The organism is Plastoroseomonas arctica (assembly GCF_018128965.1).
Taxonomy (GTDB): Bacteria; Pseudomonadota; Alphaproteobacteria; order Acetobacterales; family Acetobacteraceae; genus Plastoroseomonas; species Plastoroseomonas arctica.
The window spans coordinates 23,136-48,449 of record NZ_JAAEDH010000018.1 but is presented as its reverse complement, the minus strand read 5'-3'; the positions used below and the strand labels follow the sequence as shown (position 1 = coordinate 48,449).

Sequence of the window (25,314 nt, the reverse complement as noted above, 5' to 3'; positions counted from 1 at the left end):
GCCCTGGGGTTTCGGGAAGCCGTGGCACAGGTTAGAGGGGAGCGATGCCCGACCTGCGCCTCGCCCGGCTTGCCGCCCTGATCGCCGAACTCGCGCCGCACCTCGCGATGGATGTGGCGGTGAAGCTGTGGGACGGGGTGCCGATACCGCTCGGTCCGCGGTGGTCGGGGGACCTGGCCGTCGCGGTCCACGCGCCGGAGGCGATCACGCGCCTGCTGCGACGCCCGCGCCTGACGACTCTGATCGAATTGTTTGCCGAAGGGCTGATCGCGATCGAGGGCGGCACCTTGCTCGACCTCGCCGCGCGGCGCGGCGAGGGGCGCGGGACGCGCGGGCTGCTGCGGCGCGTGGGCAAGCTGAGGGCGGCGCGCACGCTGCTGCCGTTCCTGTTCGGCGGCGGCACCGCCGGCGCCGGCCACGCCTATGCAGGGCCATCCGCCGAGCGGCGCGAGGGTGGGCGCGACGACAAGGCGTTGGTGCAGTTCCACTATGATCTGGCGAACGCCTTCTACGCGCTCTTCCTCGACCCGGAGATGGTCTATTCCTGCGCTTACTTCCCGGACTGGGAGGCCTCGCTCGGCGATGCCCAGGTCGCGAAGTTGGAGCACGTGTGCCGAAAGCTTCGCCTGACCCCGGGCGAGCGTTTCCTCGACATCGGCTGCGGCTGGGGCGGCCTCGTTTGCCACGCGGCGCAGCATCACGGCGTGACCGCGCATGGCGTGACTCTGAGCCAGGCGCAGTATGATTTTGCCGTCGCGAAGGTCGCGCGGCTCGGCCTGCAGGGCCGGGTGACCATCGAGCTGAAGGATTTCTCCAAGCTCAGCGGCGAGTGGGACAAGATCGCCAGCGTGGGCATGTACGAGCATGTGGGCCTCGCCAATCGCGCCGGCTATTTCGCACAGATCCGCGCGCTGTTGCGGCCGCGCGGCATCTACCTGCACCACGCCATCACGCGCCCCGCCAAGCGCGACGCCCGCGCCTTCAGCCGCAAGCGGCCGGAATACGCAGCCGTGGTGAACTACGTCTTCCCCGGCAGCGAGCTCGACCATATCGGCAACACGGTACAGGACCTGGAACGTGGCGGCTTCGAGGTGCATGACGTCGAAAGCCTGCGCGAACACTACGGCCGCACCTGCCGGCTGTGGACGGAGCGTCTTTACGCCGCGCGCGAGACCGCCGAGGCGGAGGTGGGTGCGGCCAAGACGCGCATCTGGCTACTCTATCTCGCGGGCGTCGCGCTGGGCTTCGAGCGCGGGACGATCGGCATCTGCCAGACCGTCGCGACCAAGCGGGCGCGCGGCGCCAGCGGGCTGCCGCCGACGCGCGCCGACCTCTATCGCTGAACGCCTACTTCTCGGCCGCCGCGATGATCGACCCCGACAGGCTCGCCGGGATCCGGTTGCGCCACGCGCCGGCATCGACCTGGGTGATGAAGTCCAGCACCGCGCGGTTGAACGCATCCGGCCATTCCAGGTTCATCGTGTGCCCCGATTTCGGCATCACCAGCAGCGCGCTCGAGGGAATGGTGCGCTTGAGGTAGAGCGCCGGCTCCAGCGTCGGGTCATCCTCGTCGCCGGCGATGACGAGGGTCGGCACCATCATCTTGGCGAAGCCGTCGGCGAGGTCGAACAGCGAAGGCCGCTGCCGCTGCACCCCCTGCATCGTCAGCGCGGAGCCTTCGGTCGAATGGCCCAGCAGCTGGTCGTGGAATTCGGCATAGCCGCGTGGGTCTGTCTCCTCGAAGACCAGCCGCGTCGGGCCATGAGCGTAAGATTTGCCGAACTCTGCCATGCCCTGGGCGCGCATGCGGGCGATGGCGGCATCGGTCTCGGCACGGAACTGGTCGCGCTTGCCGGCGGCCGCGCCATAGCCGACGCCGGCCGCGACGAGGCTGCGTGCCAGCCCGGCGTGGCGCAGGCCGAGATGCAGCGTCGCAAAGGCGCCCATCGAAAGCCCCACGACATGCGCGGGCGCCAGGTTCAGGCCGCGGATGACATCGGCGATGTCATCGGTCGCGCGGTCCTGCGAATAGGCCTTCGGGTCGGTCGGCACCGCCGAGGGCGGATAGCCGCGGGCGTTGAAGGCGATGCAGCGATAGCGCCGCGCGAAGAAGCGCAGCTGCGGCTCCCAGCTTCGCATGTCGCCGGCGAATTCATGCACGAAGACCAGCGGCATGCCGCTGCCGGCCTCCACATAATGCAGGTCAACGCCATCGCTCGTGCGGATCGTCGGCATCGTGTTCTCCTCGGGCCGAAAACCAGATTGCGGGGCGCCGCGAAGGCCGTCCAGACCTTGACTTCGGAGGGTGCCGGGCGCATCTGGCAAACAGGACCACAGCGGTCCGGTATAAGGCTGAGGGAAGCGAAACCGTGCTCCGGCTGTCGAAATTGACCGACTATGCGGTGGTCGTGCTGGCCCGCCTCGGTGCCGAGGGCGGTGTGCAGACAGCACCCGGCCTGGCCGCCGGAACCGGCGTCGCGGAGCCCACCGTGGCCAAGGTCCTGAAGATCCTCGCGCATCATGACCTTGTCGAGGGTCAACGCGGCGCGCGCGGCGGATACCGGCTGATGCGCCCCCTGCGCGACATGCCGCTTTCGACCGTGATCGCCGCCATCGAGGGGCCCATCGCGCTCACCGCCTGTGTCGACAACGGCTTCGGCAGTTGCGAGGCCGAGGGGGTCTGTGCGGTGCGTGGCCGCTGGGACCCTGTGAACCGCGCCATCCGCGATGCGCTTGCCGGCATCACGATCGCGGACCTTGCCGGACCCACGGTCCACGCCAGTTTCAGCGCCGCTGCAGAATAACGTCAGGACACGCCATGGCTGCCGTCACCGAGACCATCGACACCGTCAACGCCGTGAACGATGGCGGCTATAAATACGGGTTCTCGACCGACATCGAGATGGAGTTCGCACCGAAGGGCCTCAACGAGGACACGGTGCGGTACATCTCGGCCCAGAAGAACGAGCCGGAGTGGCTGCTGGAATGGCGCCTTCGCGCCTTCGCCGTGTGGAAAACCATGGAGGAGCCGCGCTGGTCCTCGGCCAAGTATCCGCCGATCGACTACCAGGACGCGTATTACTACGCGGCGCCGAAGGAAAAGATCGGCCCCAAGTCGCTCGACGAGGTCGACCCCGAGCTGCTGCGTACCTACGAGAAGCTGGGCATTCCGCTGCGCGAGCAGGAGTGGCTCGCCGGTGTGCAGCCGGAGGGTCGCATGCCCGTAGCCGTCGACGCGGTGTTCGATTCCGTCTCCGTCGCGACGTCCTACAAGGATCGGCTCGCGAAGGAGGGCATCATCTTCTGCCCGATCTCCGAGGCAGTGCAGGAACACCCCGAGCTGGTGAGGAAGTACCTCGGCTCCGTGGTGCCGCAGGGCGACAATTTCTTCGCAGCGCTCAACAGCGCCGTCTTCACCGATGGCAGCTTCGTCTATATTCCCAAGGGCGTGCGCTGCCCGATGGAGCTCTCCACCTATTTCCGCATCAACGCGAAGAGCACAGGGCAGTTCGAGCGCACCCTGATCATCGCCGATGTTGGCAGCCAGGTGAGCTACCTCGAAGGCTGCACGGCGCCGATGCGCGACGAGAACCAGCTGCACGCGGCCGTGGTCGAACTGGTCGCGCTCGATGATGCGTCCATCAAGTATTCCACGGTGCAAAACTGGTATCCGGGCGACGCGAACGGCAAGGGCGGCATCTACAATTTCGTTACCAAGCGCGCGGCCTGCCGCGGCAAGCGCAGCAAGGTGAGCTGGACGCAGGTCGAGACGGGCTCCGCGATTACCTGGAAATACCCGTCCTGCATCCTCCAGGGCGAGGACAGCGTGGGCGAGTTCTACTCGGTGGCCATCGCCAACAACTGGCAGCAGGCGGACACCGGCACGAAGATGATCCACATCGGCGCGCGCACGAAAAGCACGATCGTCTCCAAGGGCATCAGCGCTGGTCAGGGGCAGAACACCTATCGTGGCCTGGTGCGCATCTCGCCTCGCGCCAAGGGTGCGCGCAACTTCACCCAGTGCGACAGCCTGCTGATCGGCGACAAGTGCGGCGCGCACACGGTGCCCTACATAGAAAACCGCTGCATGACGGCCAAGACCGAGCATGAGGCGACGACCAGCCGCATCGCCGAGGACCAGCTTTTCTACTGCCGCCAGCGCGGTCTCAGCCAGGAGGAGGCGGTCGGCATGATCGTCAACGGCTTCTGCCGTGAGGTGCTGAAGGAGCTGCCGATGGAATTCGCTGTCGAGGCCCAGAAGCTGCTCCAGATTTCGCTCGAAGGCAGCGTGGGCTGATCGCCCGCGTCGCCAAAGGAACTTTACCATGCTGAAGATCGACAATCTCTCTGCGACCGTGGATGGCAAGGCCATCCTGAACGGCATTTCGCTCGAGGTCCCGAACGGCGAGATCCACGCCATCATGGGTCCGAACGGAAGCGGCAAGTCCACGCTCTCCTACGTGCTCGCCGGCCGCGATGGCTACGAGGTCACCGGCGGCTCCGCCACCTTCAACGGCCAGGATCTGCTGGCGATGGAGCCGGAGGGGCGCGCTGCCGCGGGCCTGTTCCTCGCTTTCCAGTACCCGGTGGAACTTCCCGGCGTCGGCAACGCGAATTTCCTCCGCACCGCGCTCAATTCCATTCGCAAGAACCGCGGCGAGCCCGAGCTCGACGCGATGCAGTTCCTCAAGGTCGCGCGCGCCCGGATGGCAGCGCTGTCGATGCCCGAGGACATGCTCAAGCGCGGCGTGAATGTCGGCTTCTCCGGCGGCGAGAAGAAGCGCAACGAGGTGCTGCAGATGGCGCTGTTGCAGCCCAAGCTCGCGATCCTGGACGAGACGGATTCCGGCCTCGACATCGATGCGCTGAAGATCGTGGCCGATGGCGTCAACGCGCAGCGCGGCGAGAACTTCTCCGCGCTCGTCATCACCCATTACCAGCGCCTGCTTGACTACATTGTGCCGGACCGCGTGCATGTCCTGGTTAAGGGCCGGATCGTGAAATCCGGCGGGCCCGAAGTGGCGCTCGAGCTCGAGAAGGATGGCTACGCCTCGGTGCAGGAGGCGGCATGAACGCGGTCTCCGGCGCCGCCCGCTTCTCGCATCGCTTCGAGGGTCTGCGCGAACGCCTGCCTGGCGCCCGCCTTCCCTGGCTCACGGCGCTGCGCGACGGCGCGGCGGCCACCTTCGCGACGCTCGGCTTTCCGACGCGGCGCGCCGAAGCCTGGAAATACACCGATCTCGCCCCCATCGGCGATGCCGGCTTCGATGAGCCGCTGACTCTGCTCGAGGGCAGCGTTGCGTTGCCGCCGGCTGGCGCAGCGCGCGCCGTCTTTGTGGATGGCCGCTTCCGCGCCGATCTTGCGACGTTGGATGGCCTGGCTTTCAGCGCGAGATCGCTTGCCGGTGCCCTGGATGAGGTCGAGGGCCCCCTCGGTGCCCTCGCGCAGCCGGCGCGGGACGCGATGGCGGCGCTCAACACGATGCTGTTCGAGGATGGGCTGCTGATCGATGTGCAGGACGGCGTCGATGGCGGTGTGCTGGAACTGCTCTCCGTCGCGACGGCGAGCGAGCGGCCGCAGGCCTTCCACCCGCGCCACCTGATCCGCCTCGGCCGCGGCGCCAGCCTCACCATCATCGAGACCGCCATGGGTACGGCGGGAGCCGCCTACCTGCACAACCCGGTCTTCGAGATCGGGTTGGAGGAGGACGCGCGCCTTACTCATGGACGGCTGCAGCAGGAAAGCCGCGCGGGCTTCCATCTCTCGACCATCTATGCGCGTGTCGCGGGCGGCGCCGTCTACGACAACTTCACCCTCAATGCGGGGGCCAGGCTGGTACGCAACGAGATCCACGTGGCGCTCACCGGGCCGAAGGGTGCGTGCCACATGAATGGTGCCCAGCTCATCGGCGACGGTCAGCACGCGGACACCGCGACGGTGCTGGACCACGCCGCACCTGATTGCGCGAGCCGCCAGACCTACAAGACCGTGCTCGCGGGCCGTGCGCGCGGCGTGTTCCAGGGCCGCATCCATGTGCACCAGGCAGCGCAGCGCACCGATGGCTACCAGATGAACCAGGCGCTGCTGCTCTCCGAGGACGCGGAGATGGACAGCAAGCCGCAGCTGGAAATTTACGCGGACGACGTGAAGTGCAGCCATGGCGCGACGGTCGGCGCGCTCGATGCCGACCAGATGTTCTATCTGCGCGCCCGCGGTATCCCTGAGCCCGCAGCCAAGGCCATGCTGGTCGAAGCCTTCCTGATCGAGGCGGTGGAACAGCTGCCCGAAGGGCTGCTGCGCGAGCGCCTGACCGATGCGATCGCCGGTTGGTGGCAGGGGCAGGAGGCCGCGGCGTGATGGATGGCATGAACCCGCGATACGACGTCACGCGCATCCGCGAGGATTTCCCCATCCTTGGCCAGGTCGTGCGCGGCAAGAAGCTGGTGTTCCTCGATTCCGGTGCCTCGGCCCAAAAACCGCGCCAGGTGATCGCGACGATGACGCGGTGCATGGAGGAGGCCTATGCCAACGTCCATCGCGGCGCCTATCGCCTCAGCGAGACGGCGACCGAAGCGCATGAGGCGGCGCGCGCCGCCGTCGCGCGGTTCATCAATGCGGCCGACGCTCGCGAGATCGTCTTCACGCGCAACAGCACCGAGGCGATCAACCTCGTGGCCCTCAGCCATGGCCGCGGCGTGCTGAAGGCCGGCGATGCCGTGCTGATCTCCGAGATGGAGCACCACGCGAACATCGTCCCCTGGCAGATGCTGCGCGACGCGCACGGGGTCGAACTCCGCATCCTCTGCGTCACCGATGCGGGCGAGATCGACCTCGAAGACTACGCGACAAAGCTGCGCGATGGACGCGTGAAGCTGGTCGCCGTCACTCATATGTCGAACGTGCTCGGTACCGTGACCCCCGCCGCGCAGATCACGCGCATGGCGCATGAGGCGGGCGCGCTGGTGCTGTTCGACGGCAGCCAGGCCGCCGTCCATCGCGCCGTCGACGTGCAGGCGATCGACGCCGATTTCTATGTGTTCACCGGCCATAAGCTCTACGGGCCCACCGGCATCGGCGTTCTCTGGGCCCGGCTGCCGCTGCTCGAAGCGATGCCGCCGGTCTATGGCGGCGGGGACATGATCGCTTCGGTGACGCTGGAACGCTCGACCTGGGCCGAGGTGCCGGCGAAGCATGAGGCCGGGACGCCGGCGATCATCGAGGCGGTCGGGCTGCATGCGGCGATCGACTATGTGAATGCCATCGGCATGCCCGCGCTCGAAGCGCATGAGCGGGCGCTTACCGAACATGCGATGGCGCGGCTTTCCACCATCGAGGGCCTCACCATCCTCGGCCGGGCGCAGGATCGCGGAGGGGTCTTTGCCTTCGCGCTCGACAATGCGCATGCGCATGACCTCTCCACCCTGCTCGACCGTGTCGGGATCGCGGTGCGCGCGGGACGGCATTGCGCCGAGCCGCTGCACACCCGATTTGGGGTGGAGGCCGGCACCTGCCGCGCCTCCTTCGGCCTCTACACCACGCTCGAGGAGATCGATTTCCTCGCCGATGCGCTGGTCGAGGCGCGGAAGTTCTTCACGCCGAAGGAGGCCGCCCGTGTTCGATGATCTGCGCGACCTCTACCAGGAAGTGATCCTGGACCATGGCCGCAAGCCGCGGAATTTTCGCCGGCTGGAGGATGCGACGCGCACCGCGCGCGGCGACAACCCGCTCTGCGGCGACCGGATCGAGCTGTTCGTCAAGCTCGGCGAGGGCGAACGCATCGACGACGTCGCTTTCCAGGGCCGCGGCTGCGCCATCTCCACCGCCTCCGCCTCGCTGATGACGGAGACGGTGCGCGGCAAGCTGCCGGCCGAGGCGGAAGCACTCGCCGCCCAGTTCCGCGACCTGGCGATGACCGGCACCTGCCCGCATTGTGACGCCGCGCTCGCCGACGAGATGGAGCGCCTATCGCCGCTGTCAGGCGTGCATGAATTTCCCAGCCGCGTGAAATGCGCGACCCTCGCCTGGCACACGCTGCACGCAGCGCTTGCCGGCACCAAGGAGGCGAGCAGTGAGTGATGATGTGAGCGCGCCCGTGCACGGCGCCTGGACGCCCGAGGGCGAGACGCCACCGCCTGCCGCGCCGATTTCCGAGGATGCCGTGATCGGCATGCTCAAGACCGTGTTCGACCCGGAGATCCCGGTCGACATCTACGAGCTCGGCCTGATCTACGCGATCGAGATTGGCGACGGCGCCAACGTCAAGGTCGAGATGACGCTGACCACGCCCTCCTGCCCTTCGGCGCAGGAACTGCCCGGCATGGCGGAGGAGGCGGTGCGCCTTATCCCCGGTGTGGGCGACGTAACGGTCGAGATCGTCTGGGACCCGCCCTGGGACCAGAGCCGGATGAGTGAAGACGCCCGACTCGCGCTCAACATGTATTGAGGATCGCGCCATGAGCACCACCGCCGAAGCGCCCCGCATCCGCCGCGCCCTGCCACCCCTGATGTCGCTGTCTGACGGCGCCGCCGAACGGCTCCGGGCGCTCTATGCCAAGGGCGAGCAGGGCAAGCTGCTGCGCGTGGCCGTCAGCACCAAGGGCTGTTCGGGGATGAGCTACGATCTTACCTGGGTCGAAGCCGCGGGGCCCGGCGACGAGACGGTAACGGACAAGGGCGTCACCATCCTGGTGGACCGCAAGGCCACGCTTTTCCTGATCGGCACGGTGATGGATTACGAGGTGAAGACGCTGTCGGCCGGCTTCACCTTCACCAACCCGAACGAGAAGGGCCGCTGCGGCTGCGGCGAGAGTTTCCACGTCTGACAACCCGCGGGTCGTTGCCTGCGACCTGAGCCCCCTGCATGCTGCCATGATAGCGGACGCAGTGGAGCGATCATGGACAGCATCAGGCGCCGCGGAGTTCTGGCGCTGGGATTGGGCGCCGCCGGCGCCACGCCAGCGACCGCGCAGGCACCGTGGCCGAGCCAGCCCGTCCGGCTGATCGTCCCTTACGCGGCCGGCGGCCCGTCCGACATCATCGCCCGTTCGCTGCAGGGGCCACTCCAGTCCGTTCTCGCGCAATCCGTGGTCATCGAGAACCGTGCCGGCGGCGGCGCCATCATCGGCACGGAAGCCGCAGCCCGCGCCACCGACGGCCACACCTTCCTCGTCGCCGACAGCCCGCACACCATCATCCCCGCCGTCCAGGCGCGCGTTCCCTATAACCCGGCTGCCGATTTCACGCCGGTGGGTCTGATCGGCGCTGTGTCGATGATGGTCATGGTGAATGCCTCCCTCCCCGCCCGGAGCATCGCAGCCTTCATCACCGACGCCAGGGCGCGGCCGGATGAGGTGACCTTCGGCAGCTCGGGCGTCGGCAGCCTCACGGACCTGCTCCCGAAGTGGCTGGGCCTGCTCGCTGGCGCCCGTTTCACCACCGTCCCCTACCGCGGCTCGGGGCCGGCGCTGCTCGATGTCGTCGCGGGGCAGATCAACGCGATCTTCTCCAGCACGCTCGCCGCCTCCGGCCCCTTGCGCGACGGCCAGGTGAGGCCGCTGGGCACCGCCACAACCGCGCGCCTTGCGGCGTTTCCGGAGGTGCCGACGCTGCGCGAACAAGGCATCGACATGGTGTCGAGCAATTGGTGGGGCGTCTTGGCCGCGAAGGCGAATTCGGCCACGGCTGTCGATCGCATGGGTGCGGCGCTGGCCGTCGCGCTGGACGATGCGGCGGTGCAGGAGAGGTTCGCGGCGCTGGGTATCGAGGCACGTCCCCGCGGCGCTGCGCCCTTCGCCGAGCTTCTCGCCCAGGAATTCCTCAACTGGGCGCGCGTCGCCCGTGACACCGGCGTGCGCGTGCCATGAGCGGCGTGCAGACCTTCCTCCAGGCCGTCCGGTCCGATGCCGCGCGACTGGAGGCGGATTTCGCAGCCATCTGCGCGACCGGTGGCCGTCTGCAGGGCACGCCCAGCGCCGATGCCGCATTCAGCCTGGTGGAGGACGCCTTGGCGCGGATCGGCACCGGCAGTCTCGCCCGCGTCACCACCGCCTATCATGGCTGGAGCCTCGATGCGGCCGCCATCACCATCCCCGGCGAGGCGGAGCCGGTGCCCTGCGCGGCGCTTGTGGGTTCGGTCTCGACGGAGGCCGGCGGCGTGGTCCTCGAGCTGCTCGACCTTGGCCGCGGCGCCCCCTCGGACGTGGCCGCCGCCGGCGACCAGGTGCGCGGGCGCGCGGTGCTGGTCCAGCACGAATACGCCTTCGCCACCGACACCATCCATCGCCGGGTCAAGCTGCGTGCAGCGAGTGATGCCGGCGCCGCGGCGATCATTATGGTCCAGCCGGGGCCTGGCCATGGCCCGGTTTCGGGCGGCGCGAATGGCTGCCCGGTGCCCGCCTTCGGGGTTGGGGTTGAGGGTGCCACCCGCATGCTCGCCGCCGGCCGTGCCCGGTTTTCCAGCCTGACGCAGCGCCATCGCGCGGAGACGACGAACCTCATCCTCGATCTCCCGGGCAAGGGTCCCGGCCATGTGGTGCTGTCCGCCCATCTCGACGGCCATCCGCTGGGGCAGAGCGCCATCGACAACGCGACCGGCGTTGCGGCCTTGCTCAGCCTCGCGCGCGCCGCCGCGCCGCGTGTCGCGGAGCTGCCGCGCGGGCTCAAGCTCTGCGTCTTCGGGGCAGAGGAATGGTCGCTCTCCGGCTCGCGCGCCTGGCTCGCGGGCCTGTCGCGCGATGCGGTGTCGGCGATGGCGATGAACCTCAACCTCGACAGCATCGCCGGCTCGCCGCGGCTGACGGCGATGACGTCCGGCTTTCACAGGTTGGGCGCTTTCGTACAGGCCGCGGCCGCCGAGGCCGGCTTCGAGCTTGCGGTGCACCTGCCGATCTCGATCAGCAGCGATCATGCCAACTTCGCCCATCACGGCGTGCCGGCCATGCGCCTCATCGCCGGCTTCAACGAGCCGGACAGCGTGCTTTCTCGCCTTCTGACGGGCGCGGACACCCAAGGCTGCGTGCCCCTGACGGAACTGCGCCAAGCCACCGAGGTGGCCGGTGCGATCCTGTGGCGCGGGCTGACCGCGACGCAGTCGGAGCTCGACGCCCTTCGCCAGGACGCGGACAGCGTGGCCGAGGCCATGAAGGTCCTGGCACCGCTTCCCGTCTGAACCGGTGCGCCATCAAGCTGACGGCGGCGGCGGCGGCTCCTCATCCTCCGGCTCGCGCGGCATGATGCGGTGCGAGGCCATGCCCGGCAGGAACAGCACGGCAAGCGCCGCACCGGGGCGTCCCGCCCGCAGCGCCCCGTCGGCGTCGTTCAACCGGCCGAGGATGGTGACGATCACCGCCTGCAGCGCCATGGTGACGTAGCGGCGCGCCGCGAACACGCTCACCGCGCCGAAGGCGAGCACTGTACTCACGCCCGGCGCCGTCTCGATGCTGCGCCAGGCCAGTGTCACCGCAAGCGGAATCGACAGCAGCACGAACAGGCGCATGCCCAGCATCCGATCGAGATCGGTGCGGATCTCGCGCGGCAGCAGCTTGCGTTGCTGCGCCTCCTCGCGCAGGTAGCGGAACAGCTGCAACGGAAACCGCCACCCGGCGAGCAGGATCTGCGGCAGCGCGGGCAGCTCCATGTAGACGTTCGACCGGAACACCGCGCCCGCGGCGGTCACCTCGTGCAGGTTGGGCGAGGAGAGCAGGCAGCGAAACACCAGCGCGCCGTCGAAGCGCGCGCCACCCAGATCCGCGCCCTGGAAGGTGGAGCGCTCGATGCGGGCGCCGCGGAGGTCGGCCTGCGACAGCTCCGCGCTGGACAGCTCGGCATAGAGGATGCTCGCACCGCGCAGGTCGGCGCGGGAGAGGTCGGCAGTGCGGATCAGGCAGCGATGGAAAGGGACGAATTCATCCGCCTCCGGCCGCAGGATGTGCCGCGCCGGCGCGCCGCGCTCCTGCGGCATCGGCCCGAGCAGCGCGCGGCGCAGCACCGCGCCCGGCAGGCCCGCGCCATCGAGGATCGCGCCGGAGAGATCCGCCTGGGTCAGGTCGACGGCACGCAATACGGCGTTGCGCAGGATGGTGCCGCGCAGGCTGGCGCCACGCAGCGACAGCCCGCTGCCCTGGCAGCCGCGCAGGTCCGCACCGTCCAACGCCGCGCCGTCGAGACTGTGCCCGCCAGGCCAGTCACGAAGCAGCCGCGTGAGGTCCGCACCTTCGAGCACGATGCCCTCGCGAACCAGACGTTCCAGCAGCGCGCGCGGGGAGGCATCGGTGGCCGGCGCGACCAGGACCTGTCCCTCGCGGTCGAACAGCGCTGGGTTGCCGGCGGCTTCAGCGGCCACGGTTGAGGTCCTCGTGCCCGCCGCGCATCGGCGGTGCCTGCCCGGCAGAATGGCGGGGTCTCGCGACCCGCGCCACGCCGGGAGTGCGCAGCCTACGCCGTGGCGCGTTCCGCGGCCCAGTCGAGCAGCCGCCCCCAGCGCGGGCTGGAATGCAGTATGGCGTAGAGCGGCGCCACCCAGCCACGCCTGCGCCAGGCGAGGAAGGTCTCGTCCGGCAGGTCGTCCAGCTTCTCCGGGTCGATGGTGAGGAAGCCATCGACGCGCATGCTGCCGCCTGATCGAAGGGTCAGGTCGGCCTGCTGCGGGCGCAGCAGGCCGGCGTCGCTGAGCGCGCGGCCGAAGGCCACGGAATCCTGCAGCGCAGCGCGCATCGCGGCGGCGAAGCGGAGCGCGGCGCTCAGGATCTCGGTCGGCTGGCCTTCGGCGAACAGGGGCTCGCCCGCCTCGGTGCCGAGCAGCGGCGCGCCGCTCTCGAGGGCCAGGACGAGCTTGTCCGGGGCATCGGTCGCCGGCAGCAGAAGGAAGGGGTAGCAGCGCAGCCAGCCCGGCACATAGGCGCCCGGCCGCCAGTTGCCGTCCTCCTGCACCAGCAGGTTTTCCTCGGCCCGCACGCCGAGCACCGCGACCGGAACCGGCACGGGGCCCGCGCTCAGCACGATCGGGATCTCGGACGCCGCCACGATCTCGGTGAGGCCGAGCGGCACCGCGTTGAGCTGGCGGGCGAAGGCGAAGCCGGTGCGACGATCCAGGCGCAGCGCCGCGTGGCGGCCGGCCTCGACGGCCTCGACCGCGCGGAAGATGGCGGGGATCGGGCCGGCGTCGGGGGCGGGATTGGTCTCGGACATCGGTTCAGGCTCCTCGGGCCATGAGGGCCTGCACGGCGCGCAGCCATGCCTCCCAAGCGGTGTCGGCGGCCGCGGCCGCCGTTTCGGAATCGCGCGACGCCTGGTTGAGGCGCCGCTGGGCTTCGGCACGCTCGGCACCGGTGCGGTCTTCGACCGCCTGGCGGGCCCGGGTCAAGCTCGCTTCGGAGACGCGCCAGACGCGCACGCGGGTGCGCAGATCGTCGAACTGGCGGCGCACGCCCTGCAGGGCCTCCACCGTGGCGACGAGCTCGGCGCGGCCCGGCACATCCGCGGCGGTGCGGCCGAGGATTGCCTGGAGGTTCTCGAGCGTCCCCGGCCCGCCGGGCAGGCGACGCTGGTTCTGCTCGATGTCGAATTCCCGCCAGCGCAGCAGCACCAGGTCGCCCAGGCCCGGATCCCACAGCGGGATGTCCTGGCCGACCTGGCGCTCAAAGGGAAAGCGCAGCGTGGCTGGCGCGGCGGCCATCGTCGCCTCCGCGCGCAGGCCGAAATCGCCCTCGGCCAGCACCGGGAAGCGCGGCGTGGCGCCGGGGCGGCGCGGCAGGTCGATCACCAGTGGGCCGCGGCCCTCGCGCGGATCGATGGCGATCGCGACCTCCTCGGTACGGCTGATCTCCAGCTTCACGATGCCCCGCGCCGCGGCGACGCGCACCACGCGATCCGTCGAGGAGGAGGCCGTGGTGAACTGCACGTCGCGATCGCGCGCGAAGGCGAGCAGGCGCGTGTCGCCCACCGCCATGGTGCGGATTTCGGCGTCGCCGAGGAAGGCGCCGGCCTCGTTGCCCTCGGCGCCATAGACGGTGGCGAGGCCATCGGGCAGCGCGGTGGGCAATGCGTTGCGCAGGCGCAGCGCGGAGAGCGGGTTGCGCGCCGAGAGATCCTGGATCCACCAGACCCGCTCGGCCGGCAGGCGGGCATCGAGGAAGGGCACGTTGGCCGTCTCGCCGGCGCGGATGGTGACGCGTTCGCCCAGGACGAAGGCGACGCGACCGGCCGTCGCCGCGGCCTGGATCGGCAAGGCGGGCGCGGAGGGTTCGGCACGCCCCTGCTCGGCCGCGCCACCGCGCGCGGCCTGCGCCATCGGCGCGGGCGACATCGCTGCCGCCATGCCGGGCGCCGCGCGCCCGACCGGTGGCGGTGCGGGCGGGGGCGGCGGCCGCGTGCCGGTATCGGCGGTCACGCGCACCGCGTCGGGCACCCGCACCGGCATCTCGATGCGCGGCACCCGGATCGGGTCATAGAGCGGCTGGTGGAAGGCCGCGGCCTCGCCGGAGACCAGGGCAAGCCGGATGCGATCCCAATCGGTGCCGGAGGCATTCTCCACCACGGCCCAACCCTGCAGCCGCGCCACGGTCTGCGAAGACCCCGGCGCCGGTACCAGCAACCGCCAGGACGGCTTCCACACCGGCGCACCGGTCACGTAGAGGACCGCGACATCGCGCGCCCGATCGGCGCGCAGCCCAATCTCCACCCGCCTTTCGTCATTCGTGCGCGACGCGGCCACCGCCTCCGCCGCCCGTGCGACGCGCGCCGCCAGCGTGGTGTCGGCGAGGCGGATATCCTCACCCTCACGCAGCAGCACGGTGACGAGGCCGGTGGGCGTGATGAGCGTGACGCGCAGACCGGCCGGAACCTCGGCGGCATCGGCGATGCGGCCCGTGGATCCCGAGGCCGTCGCCTCCTGCCCGCGCAGCGCGGTGATGAGCGCGGCGCGGGAGGCGAAGTCGGCCGGGCGCAGCGGCAATCCCCGAAAGGCTTCCTCGGCGAGGTCGCGCGCCGGCAGGCGGACGCCCTCGACGGTGCCAGCCGGGTCGGCGACGACGAGGCTGCGCAGCAGGTCGTCGATGTCGTCGGTCGGCGCGCGGAAAGTCGCCGAGCCGCCGGCCGCAACCTCCCCCACCCGCTCGATCTGCGCGAGGCCGCCCGAGGAGAGCGTGACGCTGCGCACCGGCAGGTCGGCGGCCGACAGCGCGGTGCTGCTGAGCAGCAGCAGGGCAAGGCTCGTGCGGCGCATCTGGCGATCTCCCGAAGTTGGGGCGGAGACTAGGCGAGGGGGGTGGGGCGCTCAAGCGGCGGTATGGCGATGACGCAACCCGATCGTTGCGCTAGCGTCAGGCCGCAATCACGGAGACGTCATCATGTCCGCCGCAGCCGGTTCCGCCGCCGCCGCAGCCCCGCCCGCGGCAAAACCCCTCGACGCGAAGGGCATCTGGCCGGGCGACATCCTCATCAGCGATGAAGCCGTCCTCGTCTCGCACAGCGCCGTCTGCGTCGAAGACGACAAGATCGCGCATGCGATGGGCGGCGTGCCGCTGCTCGGCTCGCTGCTGGATTTCGAGAAGGGCAAGGGCACCGTCTATCGCGCCAACCCGAACCTCACCTATCCGGACACGGCCAATCTCTGGCGCGTCTGCCAGGCGCTGGCGCCGAAGATGAAGTTCGGCACGAACTACGCGACGCTCGTCTTCGGCTCGGCCGAATACGGCGCGGGTGCGGCCGCGTGGAAGGCGTCGATGCAGGAGATGTACATCAACGGCGTCTTCGCCACGAAAAGCGACCAAGGCAAGCCGGCCAATCTGGTGTGCAGCCAGTTCGTCGTGCTCGCGATGCAGATCGCGCTGGGCGAAAAGCACGTGAGCTTCATCAAGCTCGACGGGCGCTACACGCTGCCCAAGACGCTGCGCAGCTACCTGGTGGGCGCGGGATCGGGCTGGCGCGCGGTCGGGCCGTATAATCGCGGCGTGTTCCAGTACGGCGTGCCCACCTGATTAGGGCAGCGACACCGCGCCGGCCTTGCCGCCGGCCATCGCGGCCGCAATGTCGTCGCGCACCGCGGGCACGCGCCGGTAATAGTAGTGGCCGGTATTGCCGTCCGAGGTGACGTCGAGCGCCTTGGTGCCGGTGCAGTCGATGCGGCGCACGCCTTTCACCTTCGCGAAGTTGAGCCCGGCCTCGCCGCGTTGGCCGAGGCGTTCATGCCCGTTCACCCCCTGGCTGACCTTGAGGATGTCGTCTGCCTGGCTCGCGTAGATGTGGACGCGCTTGGCGATCATCTGCAGCGTCTTGATCCAGGCCGGGGCCATGCCCTTGGGCGCGCTCTCATGGTCGCCCGCACAAAGGAACGCCTCGTCGAACAGGATCGAGGTCGGCGCCTGCGGCCGCGCCAGGGCGGCGCCGAGGATCTGGTGACCCATGCTGTGCGCCATCAGGAAGCACTTGCCCCCCCGCTTGCGCACCGCCTCGAACACCGGGACCAGGCGGTCGAAGGCGCTGACCAGACCGTCGGCGGAGTCCGTCGCGCGCTTCTGGTCGGCGAGGTATTCCTCCGCCGCCGGCGTGATGAGACGGCCATGGATGAGCGAGACGAAGGGCGTGAAGGCCAGCGTCGCCAGCGTCCCGACGACCCCCTTGATTGTGACCGTGATGCCCGGCGAGGGCCAGGTGAAGGTCAGCACGGTGCAATCCGCCGCCGGCACGCCTGAGGCCGCAAGGAAATCCCGGTTGAAGGCGGCGCGCGTGATGGCGTCGGAGAAGGTGTTGGCAAACCCGTGGATGAAGAAGATCAGGTTGGTCGCCGTTCTCAGCTCCGCCGCGGCGGTGGCCGAGAACTCGTCGGGCGCTGCGGCGCCGATGGATTCGATGCTGCCCTCCACGAGCGCCAGGGTATCCGCCGGCGTGACGCGCGCGATGCCGGTGCGTAGCCGGCCTTCGCTCAGCGCGCCGGTGTAGCTGTCGGGCAGGCTCGCGGGGCCCACGAGGTCGCGGTTGGTGATGAAGAACACGTCGGGCATCGGAGCCTCCCCTGTCTGGGGTCAGTCTCCGCCGGTGCGCCCATCCAATGCAAAAGGTAAACGCCGCCGAGCCGCAAGTATACGCTCAGCCCTTGTGCCGGGTGACCAGCCGCCCCGGCTTCTCGCCCGTCGCCTTGCCTTGCGCGAAGGTCGGCACGCCATTCGCCCAGACCTCCTCGATGCCGAGCGAGGCCTGAATCGGCTGCTCGAAGGTCGCGACGTCGATGACCGTATGCGGGTCGAACAGCACCAGGTCGGCATAGGCGCCGACGCGGATCTCGCCGCGATCCACCATGCCGAACAGCCGCGCCGTGCGCCCGGTCATCTTGTGGACGGCCGTTTCGAGCGAGAACAGCCCGAGCTGCCGCGCGTAGAAGCCCAGCACGCGCGGGAAGGTGCCCCACAGCCGCGGATGCGGATGCGCGTCATGCGGAATACCGTCCGACCCGATCACCGAGAGCGGATGCGCCATGATGCGGCGCACATCCTCCTCATCCATCTGGAAGGTGATCGCCCCCGCCGGCAGCAGCTTTTCGGCAGCCGATTTCATGTCCGTATTCCAGCCGCGCGCGATGTCGGAGAGGTCCTTGCCTGCCATCTCCGGATGCGGCACCGACCAGGTGCAGATGACGCGGATATCGTCGCGCAGCTTGTCCGGCATCATCACCGTGGACCCCGCCGGATAAGGGTACATGTCGTACGCGACGTCCTGCATCTGCGCCGCCGCGTCCAGCAGTGCGAGCGTCTGCGTGCTGCGCCCGTAATTCTCCGGCATCGAGCATTTGTGGTGGCTGATCCAGACCTGGATCCCCGCGCGCCGGCCGATCTTCAGCGTCTCCTCGATCGAGGCGCAGACCCGGTCCGCCTCGTCGCGCATATGCGTGGCATAGAGGCCCTGGGTCGGGCGAAGCGCTTCGGCCACCGCGATCACCTCCTCCGTGCTCGCCTGCGCATTCGGCGCGTAATACAGCCCCGTCGAAAACCCCGAGGCACCTTCGGCCAGCGACTGCTTCACGCGCATATGCATGCGCTGGATCTCGCCATCCGTCGCAGCGCGATAGACATCGCCGCCCATCGCCTCCACCCGCAGCGTTTGGTGCCCGACGAAGGCGTAGGTGTTGAGCTCCGATCCCTTGGTCTTCAGCGCATGCGCGTAGTCGCCGAAGCTGTCGTACTGCCACCAGCTCTCATCGCCGAGCAGGTCGAGCGGCGGGATCGGCCGCGTTGTCTGCCGCAACGGCGACAGGCTCACGCCGCAATTGCCGACCACCACCGTGGTGACGCCCTGGCTCATCTTGCACAGCGTGCAGGCCGGGCCGCACAGCACAGCGCGGTCATCATGGGTGTGCGCGTCGATGAAGCCCGGCGCGAGCGCGCGGCCGGTCGCGATCACCTCGCGATCCGCACTCGCCCCGCCGAGATCGCCCACCGCCACGATGCGGTCGCCGGTCACACCCACGTCGCCTAGCGCGCGCGGCGCGCCCGTGCCGTCGAAGATGGTGGCATCGCGGATGATGAGGTCGCAGCGCAGGGCCATGGTCATGTTGTCCTTGTTCGCGTGGCGATGATGCCGTGCGCAGCCGAGCCGCGCCAGACGCCGCCTTGCCGCGCCGGCGCGCCGGGGGCAGCATCCCCGCGCGAAGCCGGCAGGAAACATCGCCGCCGCGGGAGGAGATGATCATGACCGACACCCCCACTGGCCGCAGGGCCGGGCTTTTCGGTGCGAGCGCCTTGCTGCTCGCGCAATCCCGGCCCGCCGCCGCGCAGACCGCGCCGCGCGCCGCACCGCGCCCCCGGCCGCTGATGCGCGGCTTCGCGCAGGACCGCCTGGCGCGCATCGCCACCGTCATGCAGGCCGAAGCCGAACGCGGCAGCTTCCCCGGCGCCGTCACCTACATCGCCCGCCAGGGCGAGACCGTGCATTTCGAGGCCCATGGCCATCTCGACGCGGCGAAGACGCGCCGCATGACGCGCGACGCCATCTTCCTCCAGGCGAGCATGACCAAGCCCATCGTCTCCACCGCCGCGATGATGCTGGTCGAGGAAGGACGCCTGAAGCTCGATGACCCGATCGCGGTCTACCTGCCGGAGCTGCGCGACCTGAAGTTCGAACGCGTGCGCGACGGCAACACCGAATTGGTCGCACCCGCGCGTCAGCCCATCGTGCAAGACCTGCTGCGCCACACCGCAGGCTTCGTCTACGCCGACGCAGCGCCCACCGCGTCCATCCGCGACGCGTACCGGAGCAACAACATCCAGGCCGGCGACGGGCCGATCACCGGCGACGAAATGCTGCGCCGCCTCGGCACCATCCCCCTCGCCTTCGAACCGGGGACGCGCTTCTTCTATTCTATCGCCGTGGACGTCCTCGGCCTTCTGGTCGCGCGCGTGGCCCGACAGCGCCTGGACCGCGTGCTGGAGGAACGCATCCTCGGCCCGCTCGGCATGCGCGACACCGCCTGGTTCGTGAGCCCCGACCGGCGCCCGCGTCTTGCCGAGACGCTCGATTCAGACCCGCTGAAGGCGGATATGTGGCGCGCCTACCGCATCCTCACCGATGAGCGCGAGACCTCCTACCTCAAAGGGGGCGCTGGCCTCGTCTCCACCGCCAGCGACTACGCGAAGTTCGCGCAGATGATCGCGAACAACGGTACCTTCACCGGGCGCCGCTACCTTGCGGCACCGGTAGTGAACTTCATGCTCTCGGACCACATGATCGGCTTCGAAGGCACGCCCGCGGCCTCCACCGGGCCAGGCTACGGCTTCGGGCTTGGCTTCGCCGTGCGGCGACAGGATGGGATGGGGACAGCGCCAGGGTCTACGGGCGATGCGATGTGGGCGGGGGCCTGGGGGACCAGCTTCACCATCGACCGCGCAGAAGGGCTGGTGGCGATCCTGATGGCGCAGGGGCCGAGCAACCGCGGACGGACGCGGATGATCTTCAAGGACCTGGTGTATGGGGCGATGGTGGAGAGCCTGAGGCGATAAGAAAGACCGGGGGAAAGGAGTTTCCCCCGGACCCCCAATCTTTTATTTTTGGCTACTTGGATGCGCCGTAAACGCGGCGCGCAGCGTCCGCAGTCACCAGGCCATCCGCCACGTCGCGCTCGACCAGTGCAGGATCACGCGCCGCCGGGTCGCCCATGCCGCCACCGCCGGGCAGCTTGAGCAGCAACCGCCGGCCCTTCGGGATCACCTGGAATCCCTTAGTCCGCAGCACCGTGCCGTTCGCATCATTCAGGCCAACCCAGCCGGCCTCGCCATCTCCGCCGCCATCGCGGCCCTTCGGCGCATTGGCGACGCGGTCAAAAATCGCATTCACCGCGAACTCCGCATCGCCCTTCGCACCGATCTCCATGATCTGCCCGAACCCGCCGCGCGTGCGGCCCGCACCCGCGCTGTCCGGCCGCAGCTCCTTCTTCCAGAAGATCACCGGCGCGACGTTCTCCGTCGCCTCCACCGGCATGGTGCGCACGCCCGACGGGAACGCCGTGCCATCCAACCCGTCCTTCCCCGGCCGCGCCCCCGTGCCACCCGAGTTGAAGGTGATCACCTCGAAATCCGCGACCTCCGCCTGCTGCCCGCTCACCTGCGCGCCGCCACGCAGCGGCGGATTCCACAGGCATGACGACCCCTCCGCCACCACCCGGTCCGGCACCGCCTGGTGCAGGCAGCCCATGATCAAGTCAGGCAGCAATTGCCCCGTCACATGCCGCACACTCACCGGATAGGGACGCGGCGCGTTGAGGATGCACCCCTCCGGGATCACCATGCGGAAGGGCGCAAGGGAGGCCCAGTTGTTGGGGATGTCCGGGGCGACCACCACCTTGATGCCGAAGCACGAATAGGCCCGGCAATAGGCGGGCGGCACGTTGATGCCGCGCTGCGACAGGCCCGAGGTGCCGGCGAAATCCACCTCGATGGCGTCCTCAAGAATGGTCAACGCCGCACGCAAAGTCACAGGTGCCTCATACCCGTCCGACTTGATGGAGGCGCTGTAGGTGCCGCGCGGAAGGCGCGCGATTTCCGCGATGGTCGCGGCCAGCGAGCTGTCAAAGATATATCCCGCGAGGTCGTCGATGCTGTCCATCGCGAACTCGTCCAACATCTCGACGAGCCGCTTGGCGCCGGCGTCGTTGCAGGCGCACAGGCTGTAGACATCGCCCTCAAGCTCCACCGGCGTGCGCGAGCCCACGCGAAGGAAATCGAAGAAGGTCTCGTTCGGCACGCCCTGGTCGAAGCATTTGACGATCGGGATATACAGCCCCTCCTCGAACACGCTCCGCCCCTCGGGGCCCATGCCTAGGCCGCCGATGTCGATGATGTGCGCCGTGTTCGCGAACAGCCCGACGATCTCCCCGCGCCGAAAGGCCGGCGTCACCACGGTCAGATCATGCAGATGACCGGTGCCGAGCCAGGGGTCATTGGTGATGTAGTGGTCTCCAGGCTTCATCGACGCGGCCGGGAACTTCGCGAGAAAATGGCCCACCGATTCCATCATGGAATTGACGTGCCCCGGCGTGCCGGTGACCGCCTGCGCCAGCATCCGCCCCTGCAGGTCGAAGACGCCCGCGGAGAGATCGCCCGCCTCCCGCACCGTGGTGGAGAAGGCCGTGCGGATCATCGTCTGCGCCTGCTCCTCCACGACCGCGATGAGGCGATTCCATTGGATCTGTCGCTGGATCTTTTCGAGCGCGTCCATCAGCGAGCCTCCTGCGTCAGTTCCAGATACCCCAGCGCATCCACCCGGCACGACCAGCCCGGCCCGACTAGCGTGCTCGTCTCATCCTCGGAAACGATGCATGGGCCCGCGACGCGCGCGCCGCGTGCCATCTCGCCGCGGTCGTAGACAGACCAGGCCGCCACCGCGCCCGTCCGCGTGTCGCGCACCTGCTGTACCCGGATCGGCGCGGGTGCCGCGGCATCCGCCACATCGGCCGCCGCCGCCACGTCGGGCACTTCGGTGGCGACAGTGACCGCGAAGGAGAGGATTTCGACGTCGCTGCCCGGCACCGGCCGGTCATAGAAGCGCGTGTATTCCGCATCATAGGCAGCCCGAACCGCCGCGACATCCGCCACCGTCAGGGCGCGCGCCGGCAGCACCACCGCGATCTCATGCCCTTGCCCGACATAGCGCATATACGCGATGCGATTTTCCCGCACCGGCGCTCCCGGCGCGCCATGCGCGACCACGCCGTACGCCTCCGCCGACATCGCGGCGAGCAGACCATTCACCGCCGCCACATCGAACGTCCCGAACCGCTGGTACAGCGACTTCACCACCTCATACGCCACCGGCGCGCGCAAGAACCCGATCGCGCTGCCCACCCCTGCCCCGCTCGGCACCAGTACTCGCGTCACGCCGATCTTCTCCGCCACGCGATAGCCATGCACCGGCCCGCCGCCACCGAAGGCGATGATCGCACGTCCGCCAAACCCCTTCCCGCTTTCGATCGCGTGCACCCGCGCCGCATTGGCCATGTTCTCATCGACCATCTCGACCACGCCGAGCCCCGCCATCTCCGGCCCCAGCCCCAGCTTCCCGCCGACATGCGCGCCCAGCGCCGCCAACGCCGGCGCCACCTGCAATTTCATCGCCCCGCCCGCAAACAACTCCGGCTCATACCGACCAAGTGCGAGGTTCGCATCCGTCACCGCGGGTTTCGTCCCGCCGCGCCCATAGCAGGCTGGCCCCGGCATCGCGCCCGCGCTCTCCGGCCCCACCGTGATCCGTCCCAGGCTGTCGACTTGCGCGATGGACCCGCCGCCGGCGCCGATCTCCACCATCTCGATCACCGGGATGCGTAGCGGCAACCCCGACCCCTTCTTGAACCGCCCCACGCGCGCGACCTCGAAGGTGCGGCTCGCCTGCGGCGCGTAGTGGTCGATCAGGCAGACCTTCGCCGTGGTGCCGCCCATGTCGAATGACAGCACCTTCTCCAAGCCACGTTCTTTCGAGACATGGGCGGAGAAGATGGCACCCCCCGCCGGCCCCGATTCCACCAGGCGGATCGGAAACCGCGCCGCCGTCTCGACGGTCGTCAGCCCACCACCCGACAGCATAAGGAACAGCGGGCACCCGAGCCCCGCCTCGCGCAGCCCGGTCTCCAGGCGCCCCAGATACCGCGCCATCATCGGCTGCACATAGGCATTGGCCACGGTGGTTGAAAACCGCTCCCACTCGCGCATTTCGGGAGACACCTCGGCACTCAACGAAATCGGCAGCCCCGGCCACATCTCGCGCGCGATGGCCGCCGCGCGCTGCTCATGCACCGGGTTCACGAAAGCATGCAGGAAGCCGATGGCCAGCGCCTCGATCCCTTCGGCGCGCATCACCTCGATCTGCGTGCGAACCGCCGCCTCGTCGAGCGGCAGCAGCACCTTGCCCTCATTGTCCAGCCGCTCCGGCACCGTAAGGCGCCAGCGCCGCGGCACGAGGGGCTGCGGCAAATCGATATTCAGGTCGTACTGGTCGTAGCGCGCCTCATTGGCCAGCGCGATGACGTCGCGGAACCCCTCCGTCGTCAGCAGCGCCGTCCGCGCCCCCTTGCGCTCAATCAGCGCATTCGTGGCCAGCGTGGTGCCGTGGATCACCAGCGCGATATCCGCCGGCGCCATCCCTGCGGCCGCCAAGATCTGCTGCGTGCCGACCAGCACGCCTTCCTCCGGCGCCTGCGGCGTGGTCAGCGTCTTCGCCGTCCAGCGTTGCCCGTCGCGCTCCAGCGCGAGGTCGGTGAAGGTGCCGCCGATATCGACGGCCAGGCGTGCGCTCATTCGCCAAAATCCTGGATAAAACGAGAGATGACGGCCGCGCCGGCTGCAAAATCCTCCATGCGCATGGCCTCGTGCGGGTTGTGGCTGCCGTGCTGGTTGCGCACGAACACCATCCCCGCGGGAACCCCCGCCTGGGCAAAGGCCGCCGCATCATGCCCGCCGCCCGAGGGCATCGGCTTGTGCGAAACCCCCAGCGCCGCGGCCGCGGCCAGCAGCCCCGTCTGCACGCCGGCATCCATCGGGCTCGCGCGACTGCCGCCTTCGGCACCCAACTCGAACCGCACGCCACGCCGCGCCTCGATGGCCGGCACGAGCATGGAAAGGCGCTCGAAAATCAGGTCGCAATTCCGCACGTCGAGGCTACGCACATCCAGCATGAACCGCGCCTCGCCGGCGACCTTGGTGAAGCCCGCCTCCGCCGTCGTCCCCAGCGTGCAGAAGGTGCAGACCAGCGACCGCCCCGCCGCATCCAGCTCACACCAATACTCGTCCAGCGACGCCGCCAGCTCCGCCAGCGCGATCGCCGCGTCGCGCCGATACTTCCGCGGCGTTCCGCCCGAATGATTGTACTCGCCCAACACCCGCGCCCCGCGCAGCCGCCGGCTCCCCGGAATGCCCGTCACGATCCCGACCGCAACGCCCTCCGCCTCCAGCACCGGCCCCTGCTCGATGTGCAGCTCGACATAGGCCGCCGTGTCCTCCGGCGAGATCACCCGCTCGCGCCGCGCGACGAACCCCGGGTCAAACCCCTCCTCCACCATATGCTCCGCCAGCGACCGCCCGCTATCCATGCGGCGCACGCCCAGCTCCTCCGCCCCCATCGTCCCCAGCGCCGCACGGCTTCCGGGAAACGACGTCGGAAACCAGGCCCCCGCCTCCTCCGCGCGAATCGCCATCACCGTCACATCCCGCCCCGGCACGAACCCCGCCCGCTGCATCCCCGCCACCACCGCCAACCCCGCCAGCACCCCCGCCGCGCCGTCGAAGTTTCCCCCCTGCGGCACGGAATCCAAATGACTCCCTAAAATCACCCGCTTCGCTGCCCGATCCACCCCCGGCAACGTCATGTACAAATTGCCCACGGGATCAACCCGCGTCTCCAACCCAAACGCATCCGCCTCCGCGCGCACCAACGCATGCGCCATCCGCTCGCCGGGCCCATAGGCCTCGCGCGTGATGCCAACGCCATCAAAACTCCGCTCCCGCAGCGCATCGAACAACGCAGCGGCGAGGTCCACATCCGGGGTGAGGTTGGGAAGGGTCATGGGAAGCAGGGCCAGGGGGCGCTGCCCCCTGGACCCCCGCCGGGGATCGCGCCGATCCCCGGACGCCTGCGTGTGTTGGTCCTGGCTTGGGTAGGGGTGTGTTTCATCGATGTGCGCCGGGTTGGGGAGAGGGCGGGTCGCGAATGCGCCCATGCCAATGTTACCTCCATGCGCCCTCTCCCCAACCCGGCTCGCCTCCGGCGAGCCTGCCCCACTCCCAATCCCAAGAACCAACAAATGGAGGTTCAGGATCGACACGATCCTGGCGGGGTCCAGG

Annotated in this window: 22 protein-coding genes; 13 read left to right on the top strand and 9 right to left on the bottom strand. The window is 69.2% G+C overall.

The annotated features are described in order from the left end of the window. Positions 1-44 precede the first annotated feature (44 nt). Positions 45-1,343 carry an SAM-dependent methyltransferase gene (locus GXW79_RS15265; RefSeq protein ID WP_211875283.1) on the top strand — a complete coding sequence of 433 codons (1,299 nt, stop codon included), beginning with the start codon at positions 45-47 and terminating at the stop codon, positions 1,341-1,343. A gap of 4 nt (positions 1,344-1,347) precedes the next feature. On the opposite strand, the gene GXW79_RS15260 is transcribed toward GXW79_RS15265, so the two are convergent. Further along, positions 1,348-2,235 (bottom strand): alpha/beta fold hydrolase, encoded by an 888-nt coding sequence (locus tag GXW79_RS15260; protein ID WP_211875282.1) that lies wholly within the window; start codon positions 2,233-2,235, stop codon positions 1,348-1,350. 134 nt (positions 2,236-2,369) lie between these two features. On the opposite strand from GXW79_RS15260, the gene GXW79_RS15255 reads away from it, so the two are divergent. The 10 genes from GXW79_RS15255 (at position 2,370) to GXW79_RS15210 (ending at position 11,168) form a co-directional block, all read left to right on the top strand. Continuing rightward, positions 2,370-2,804, top strand: a complete 435-nt coding sequence (locus GXW79_RS15255; RefSeq protein WP_211875281.1) for an SUF system Fe-S cluster assembly regulator — start codon at positions 2,370-2,372, stop codon at positions 2,802-2,804. Between the two features lie 14 nt (positions 2,805-2,818). Then, positions 2,819-4,297, top strand: coding sequence for a Fe-S cluster assembly protein SufB (gene sufB, locus GXW79_RS15250; RefSeq protein WP_211875280.1), 1,479 nt, complete (start codon positions 2,819-2,821; stop codon positions 4,295-4,297). A gap of 28 nt (positions 4,298-4,325) precedes the next feature. Continuing rightward, on the top strand, positions 4,326-5,072 hold the full coding sequence (gene sufC, locus GXW79_RS15245) for a Fe-S cluster assembly ATPase SufC (protein ID WP_211875278.1): 747 nt from the start codon (positions 4,326-4,328) through the stop codon (positions 5,070-5,072). After that, positions 5,069-6,358, top strand: a complete 1,290-nt coding sequence (gene sufD / locus GXW79_RS15240) for a Fe-S cluster assembly protein SufD (protein ID WP_211875277.1) — start codon at positions 5,069-5,071, stop codon at positions 6,356-6,358. Before sufC ends, sufD begins: the two co-directional genes overlap by 4 nt. Then, positions 6,358-7,623 carry an aminotransferase class V-fold PLP-dependent enzyme gene (locus GXW79_RS15235; protein ID WP_211875276.1) on the top strand — a complete coding sequence of 422 codons (1,266 nt, stop codon included), beginning with the start codon at positions 6,358-6,360 and terminating at the stop codon, positions 7,621-7,623. Before sufD ends, GXW79_RS15235 begins: the two co-directional genes overlap by 1 nt. Then, positions 7,613-8,077 (top strand): Fe-S cluster assembly sulfur transfer protein SufU, encoded by a 465-nt coding sequence (gene sufU / locus GXW79_RS15230; protein ID WP_211875275.1) that lies wholly within the window; start codon positions 7,613-7,615, stop codon positions 8,075-8,077. Before GXW79_RS15235 ends, sufU begins: the two co-directional genes overlap by 11 nt. Next, on the top strand, positions 8,070-8,444 hold the full coding sequence (locus tag GXW79_RS15225) for an SUF system Fe-S cluster assembly protein (protein WP_211875274.1): 375 nt from the start codon (positions 8,070-8,072) through the stop codon (positions 8,442-8,444). Before sufU ends, GXW79_RS15225 begins: the two co-directional genes overlap by 8 nt. A 10-nt stretch (positions 8,445-8,454) precedes the next feature. Beyond that, positions 8,455-8,823 carry a HesB/IscA family protein gene (locus GXW79_RS15220; RefSeq protein ID WP_211875273.1) on the top strand — a complete coding sequence of 123 codons (369 nt, stop codon included), beginning with the start codon at positions 8,455-8,457 and terminating at the stop codon, positions 8,821-8,823. 72 nt (positions 8,824-8,895) lie between these two features. Next, positions 8,896-9,864 (top strand): Bug family tripartite tricarboxylate transporter substrate binding protein, encoded by a 969-nt coding sequence (locus GXW79_RS15215; RefSeq protein WP_211875272.1) that lies wholly within the window; start codon positions 8,896-8,898, stop codon positions 9,862-9,864. After that, positions 9,861-11,168, top strand: a complete 1,308-nt coding sequence (locus GXW79_RS15210) for a M28 family peptidase (RefSeq protein ID WP_211875271.1) — start codon at positions 9,861-9,863, stop codon at positions 11,166-11,168. The genes GXW79_RS15215 and GXW79_RS15210 overlap by 4 nt, the downstream gene beginning before the upstream one ends. A gap of 12 nt (positions 11,169-11,180) precedes the next feature. Here the strand turns inward: GXW79_RS15210 and GXW79_RS15205 are convergent, their stop codons facing one another. From GXW79_RS15205 to GXW79_RS15195, 3 genes are all read right to left on the bottom strand, one after another. Then, a complete protein-coding gene (locus GXW79_RS15205; protein ID WP_211875270.1) occupies positions 11,181-12,341 on the bottom strand; it encodes a pentapeptide repeat-containing protein in 1,161 nt (386 codons plus the stop codon). Between the two features lie 92 nt (positions 12,342-12,433). Then, positions 12,434-13,186, bottom strand: a complete 753-nt coding sequence (locus GXW79_RS15200; RefSeq protein ID WP_211875269.1) for a SapC family protein — start codon at positions 13,184-13,186, stop codon at positions 12,434-12,436. Positions 13,187-13,190: 4 nt separating this feature from the next. Beyond that, on the bottom strand, positions 13,191-15,221 hold the full coding sequence (locus GXW79_RS15195) for a hypothetical protein (protein ID WP_211875267.1): 2,031 nt from the start codon (positions 15,219-15,221) through the stop codon (positions 13,191-13,193). Positions 15,222-15,345: 124 nt separating this feature from the next. On the opposite strand from GXW79_RS15195, the gene GXW79_RS15190 reads away from it, so the two are divergent. Further along, positions 15,346-15,975: a hypothetical protein gene (locus GXW79_RS15190; RefSeq protein WP_211875266.1), complete on the top strand. Its 630-nt coding sequence runs from the start codon at positions 15,346-15,348 to the stop codon at positions 15,973-15,975. Here the strand turns inward: GXW79_RS15190 and GXW79_RS15185 are convergent, their stop codons facing one another. Together GXW79_RS15185 and GXW79_RS15180 are read right to left on the bottom strand one after the other, a co-directional pair. Then, positions 15,976-16,998: an alpha/beta hydrolase gene (locus tag GXW79_RS15185; RefSeq protein ID WP_211875264.1), complete on the bottom strand. Its 1,023-nt coding sequence runs from the start codon at positions 16,996-16,998 to the stop codon at positions 15,976-15,978. It abuts the gene before it with no gap. An 85-nt stretch (positions 16,999-17,083) separates the two neighbouring features. Next, the gene (locus GXW79_RS15180; protein WP_246504032.1) at positions 17,084-18,541 is read right to left on the bottom strand and encodes an N-acyl-D-amino-acid deacylase family protein; all 1,458 of its coding nucleotides are present in this window, start codon (positions 18,539-18,541) and stop codon (positions 17,084-17,086) included. 137 nt (positions 18,542-18,678) lie between these two features. Here GXW79_RS15180 and GXW79_RS15175 point away from each other — a divergent pair, with 137 nt between their 5' ends. Then, complete coding sequence (locus GXW79_RS15175) at positions 18,679-19,986, top strand: serine hydrolase domain-containing protein (protein ID WP_246504031.1); 1,308 nt, start codon at positions 18,679-18,681, stop codon at positions 19,984-19,986. Positions 19,987-20,038: 52 nt separating this feature from the next. On the opposite strand, the gene GXW79_RS15170 is transcribed toward GXW79_RS15175, so the two are convergent. From GXW79_RS15170 to GXW79_RS15160, 3 genes are read right to left on the bottom strand one after another with little or no spacing between them, the layout of a single operon-like run. Further along, complete coding sequence (locus GXW79_RS15170; RefSeq protein ID WP_211875261.1) at positions 20,039-21,700, bottom strand: hydantoinase B/oxoprolinase family protein; 1,662 nt, start codon at positions 21,698-21,700, stop codon at positions 20,039-20,041. Continuing rightward, positions 21,700-23,772 carry a hydantoinase/oxoprolinase family protein gene (locus GXW79_RS15165; protein ID WP_211875260.1) on the bottom strand — a complete coding sequence of 691 codons (2,073 nt, stop codon included), beginning with the start codon at positions 23,770-23,772 and terminating at the stop codon, positions 21,700-21,702. Before GXW79_RS15165 ends, GXW79_RS15170 begins: the two co-directional genes overlap by 1 nt. Further along, positions 23,769-25,037, bottom strand: a complete 1,269-nt coding sequence (locus GXW79_RS15160; protein WP_211875259.1) for a hydantoinase/carbamoylase family amidase — start codon at positions 25,035-25,037, stop codon at positions 23,769-23,771. The genes GXW79_RS15165 and GXW79_RS15160 overlap by 4 nt, the downstream gene beginning before the upstream one ends. Between the last annotated feature and the right edge of the window lie 277 nt (positions 25,038-25,314).

What these genes read in the sequence shown, in the direction of transcription:
- GXW79_RS15210 (WP_211875271.1), top strand. Translation starts at nt 9,861, where the DNA reads ATGAGCGGCGTGCAGACCTTCCTCCAGGCCGTCCGGTCCGATGCCGCG.
- GXW79_RS15220 (WP_211875273.1), top strand. Translation starts at nt 8,455, where the DNA reads ATGAGCACCACCGCCGAAGCGCCCCGCATCCGCCGCGCCCTGCCACCC.
- GXW79_RS15175 (WP_246504031.1), top strand. Translation starts at nt 18,679, where the DNA reads ATGACCGACACCCCCACTGGCCGCAGGGCCGGGCTTTTCGGTGCGAGC.
- sufB (WP_211875280.1), top strand. Translation starts at nt 2,819, where the DNA reads ATGGCTGCCGTCACCGAGACCATCGACACCGTCAACGCCGTGAACGAT.
- GXW79_RS15170 (WP_211875261.1), bottom strand. Translation starts at nt 21,700, where the DNA reads ATGGACGCGCTCGAAAAGATCCAGCGACAGATCCAATGGAATCGCCTC.
- GXW79_RS15235 (WP_211875276.1), top strand. Translation starts at nt 6,358, where the DNA reads ATGGATGGCATGAACCCGCGATACGACGTCACGCGCATCCGCGAGGAT.
- GXW79_RS15200 (WP_211875269.1), bottom strand. Translation starts at nt 13,186, where the DNA reads ATGTCCGAGACCAATCCCGCCCCCGACGCCGGCCCGATCCCCGCCATC.
- GXW79_RS15195 (WP_211875267.1), bottom strand. Translation starts at nt 15,221, where the DNA reads ATGCGCCGCACGAGCCTTGCCCTGCTGCTGCTCAGCAGCACCGCGCTG.
- sufD (WP_211875277.1), top strand. Translation starts at nt 5,069, where the DNA reads ATGAACGCGGTCTCCGGCGCCGCCCGCTTCTCGCATCGCTTCGAGGGT.
- GXW79_RS15265 (WP_211875283.1), top strand. Translation starts at nt 45, where the DNA reads ATGCCCGACCTGCGCCTCGCCCGGCTTGCCGCCCTGATCGCCGAACTC.
- GXW79_RS15180 (WP_246504032.1), bottom strand. Translation starts at nt 18,541, where the DNA reads ATGACCATGGCCCTGCGCTGCGACCTCATCATCCGCGATGCCACCATC.
- GXW79_RS15190 (WP_211875266.1), top strand. Translation starts at nt 15,346, where the DNA reads ATGTCCGCCGCAGCCGGTTCCGCCGCCGCCGCAGCCCCGCCCGCGGCA.
- GXW79_RS15160 (WP_211875259.1), bottom strand. Translation starts at nt 25,037, where the DNA reads ATGACCCTTCCCAACCTCACCCCGGATGTGGACCTCGCCGCTGCGTTG.
- sufC (WP_211875278.1), top strand. Translation starts at nt 4,326, where the DNA reads ATGCTGAAGATCGACAATCTCTCTGCGACCGTGGATGGCAAGGCCATC.
- GXW79_RS15185 (WP_211875264.1), bottom strand. Translation starts at nt 16,998, where the DNA reads ATGCCCGACGTGTTCTTCATCACCAACCGCGACCTCGTGGGCCCCGCG.
- GXW79_RS15165 (WP_211875260.1), bottom strand. Translation starts at nt 23,772, where the DNA reads ATGAGCGCACGCCTGGCCGTCGATATCGGCGGCACCTTCACCGACCTC.
- GXW79_RS15260 (WP_211875282.1), bottom strand. Translation starts at nt 2,235, where the DNA reads ATGCCGACGATCCGCACGAGCGATGGCGTTGACCTGCATTATGTGGAG.
- GXW79_RS15215 (WP_211875272.1), top strand. Translation starts at nt 8,896, where the DNA reads ATGGACAGCATCAGGCGCCGCGGAGTTCTGGCGCTGGGATTGGGCGCC.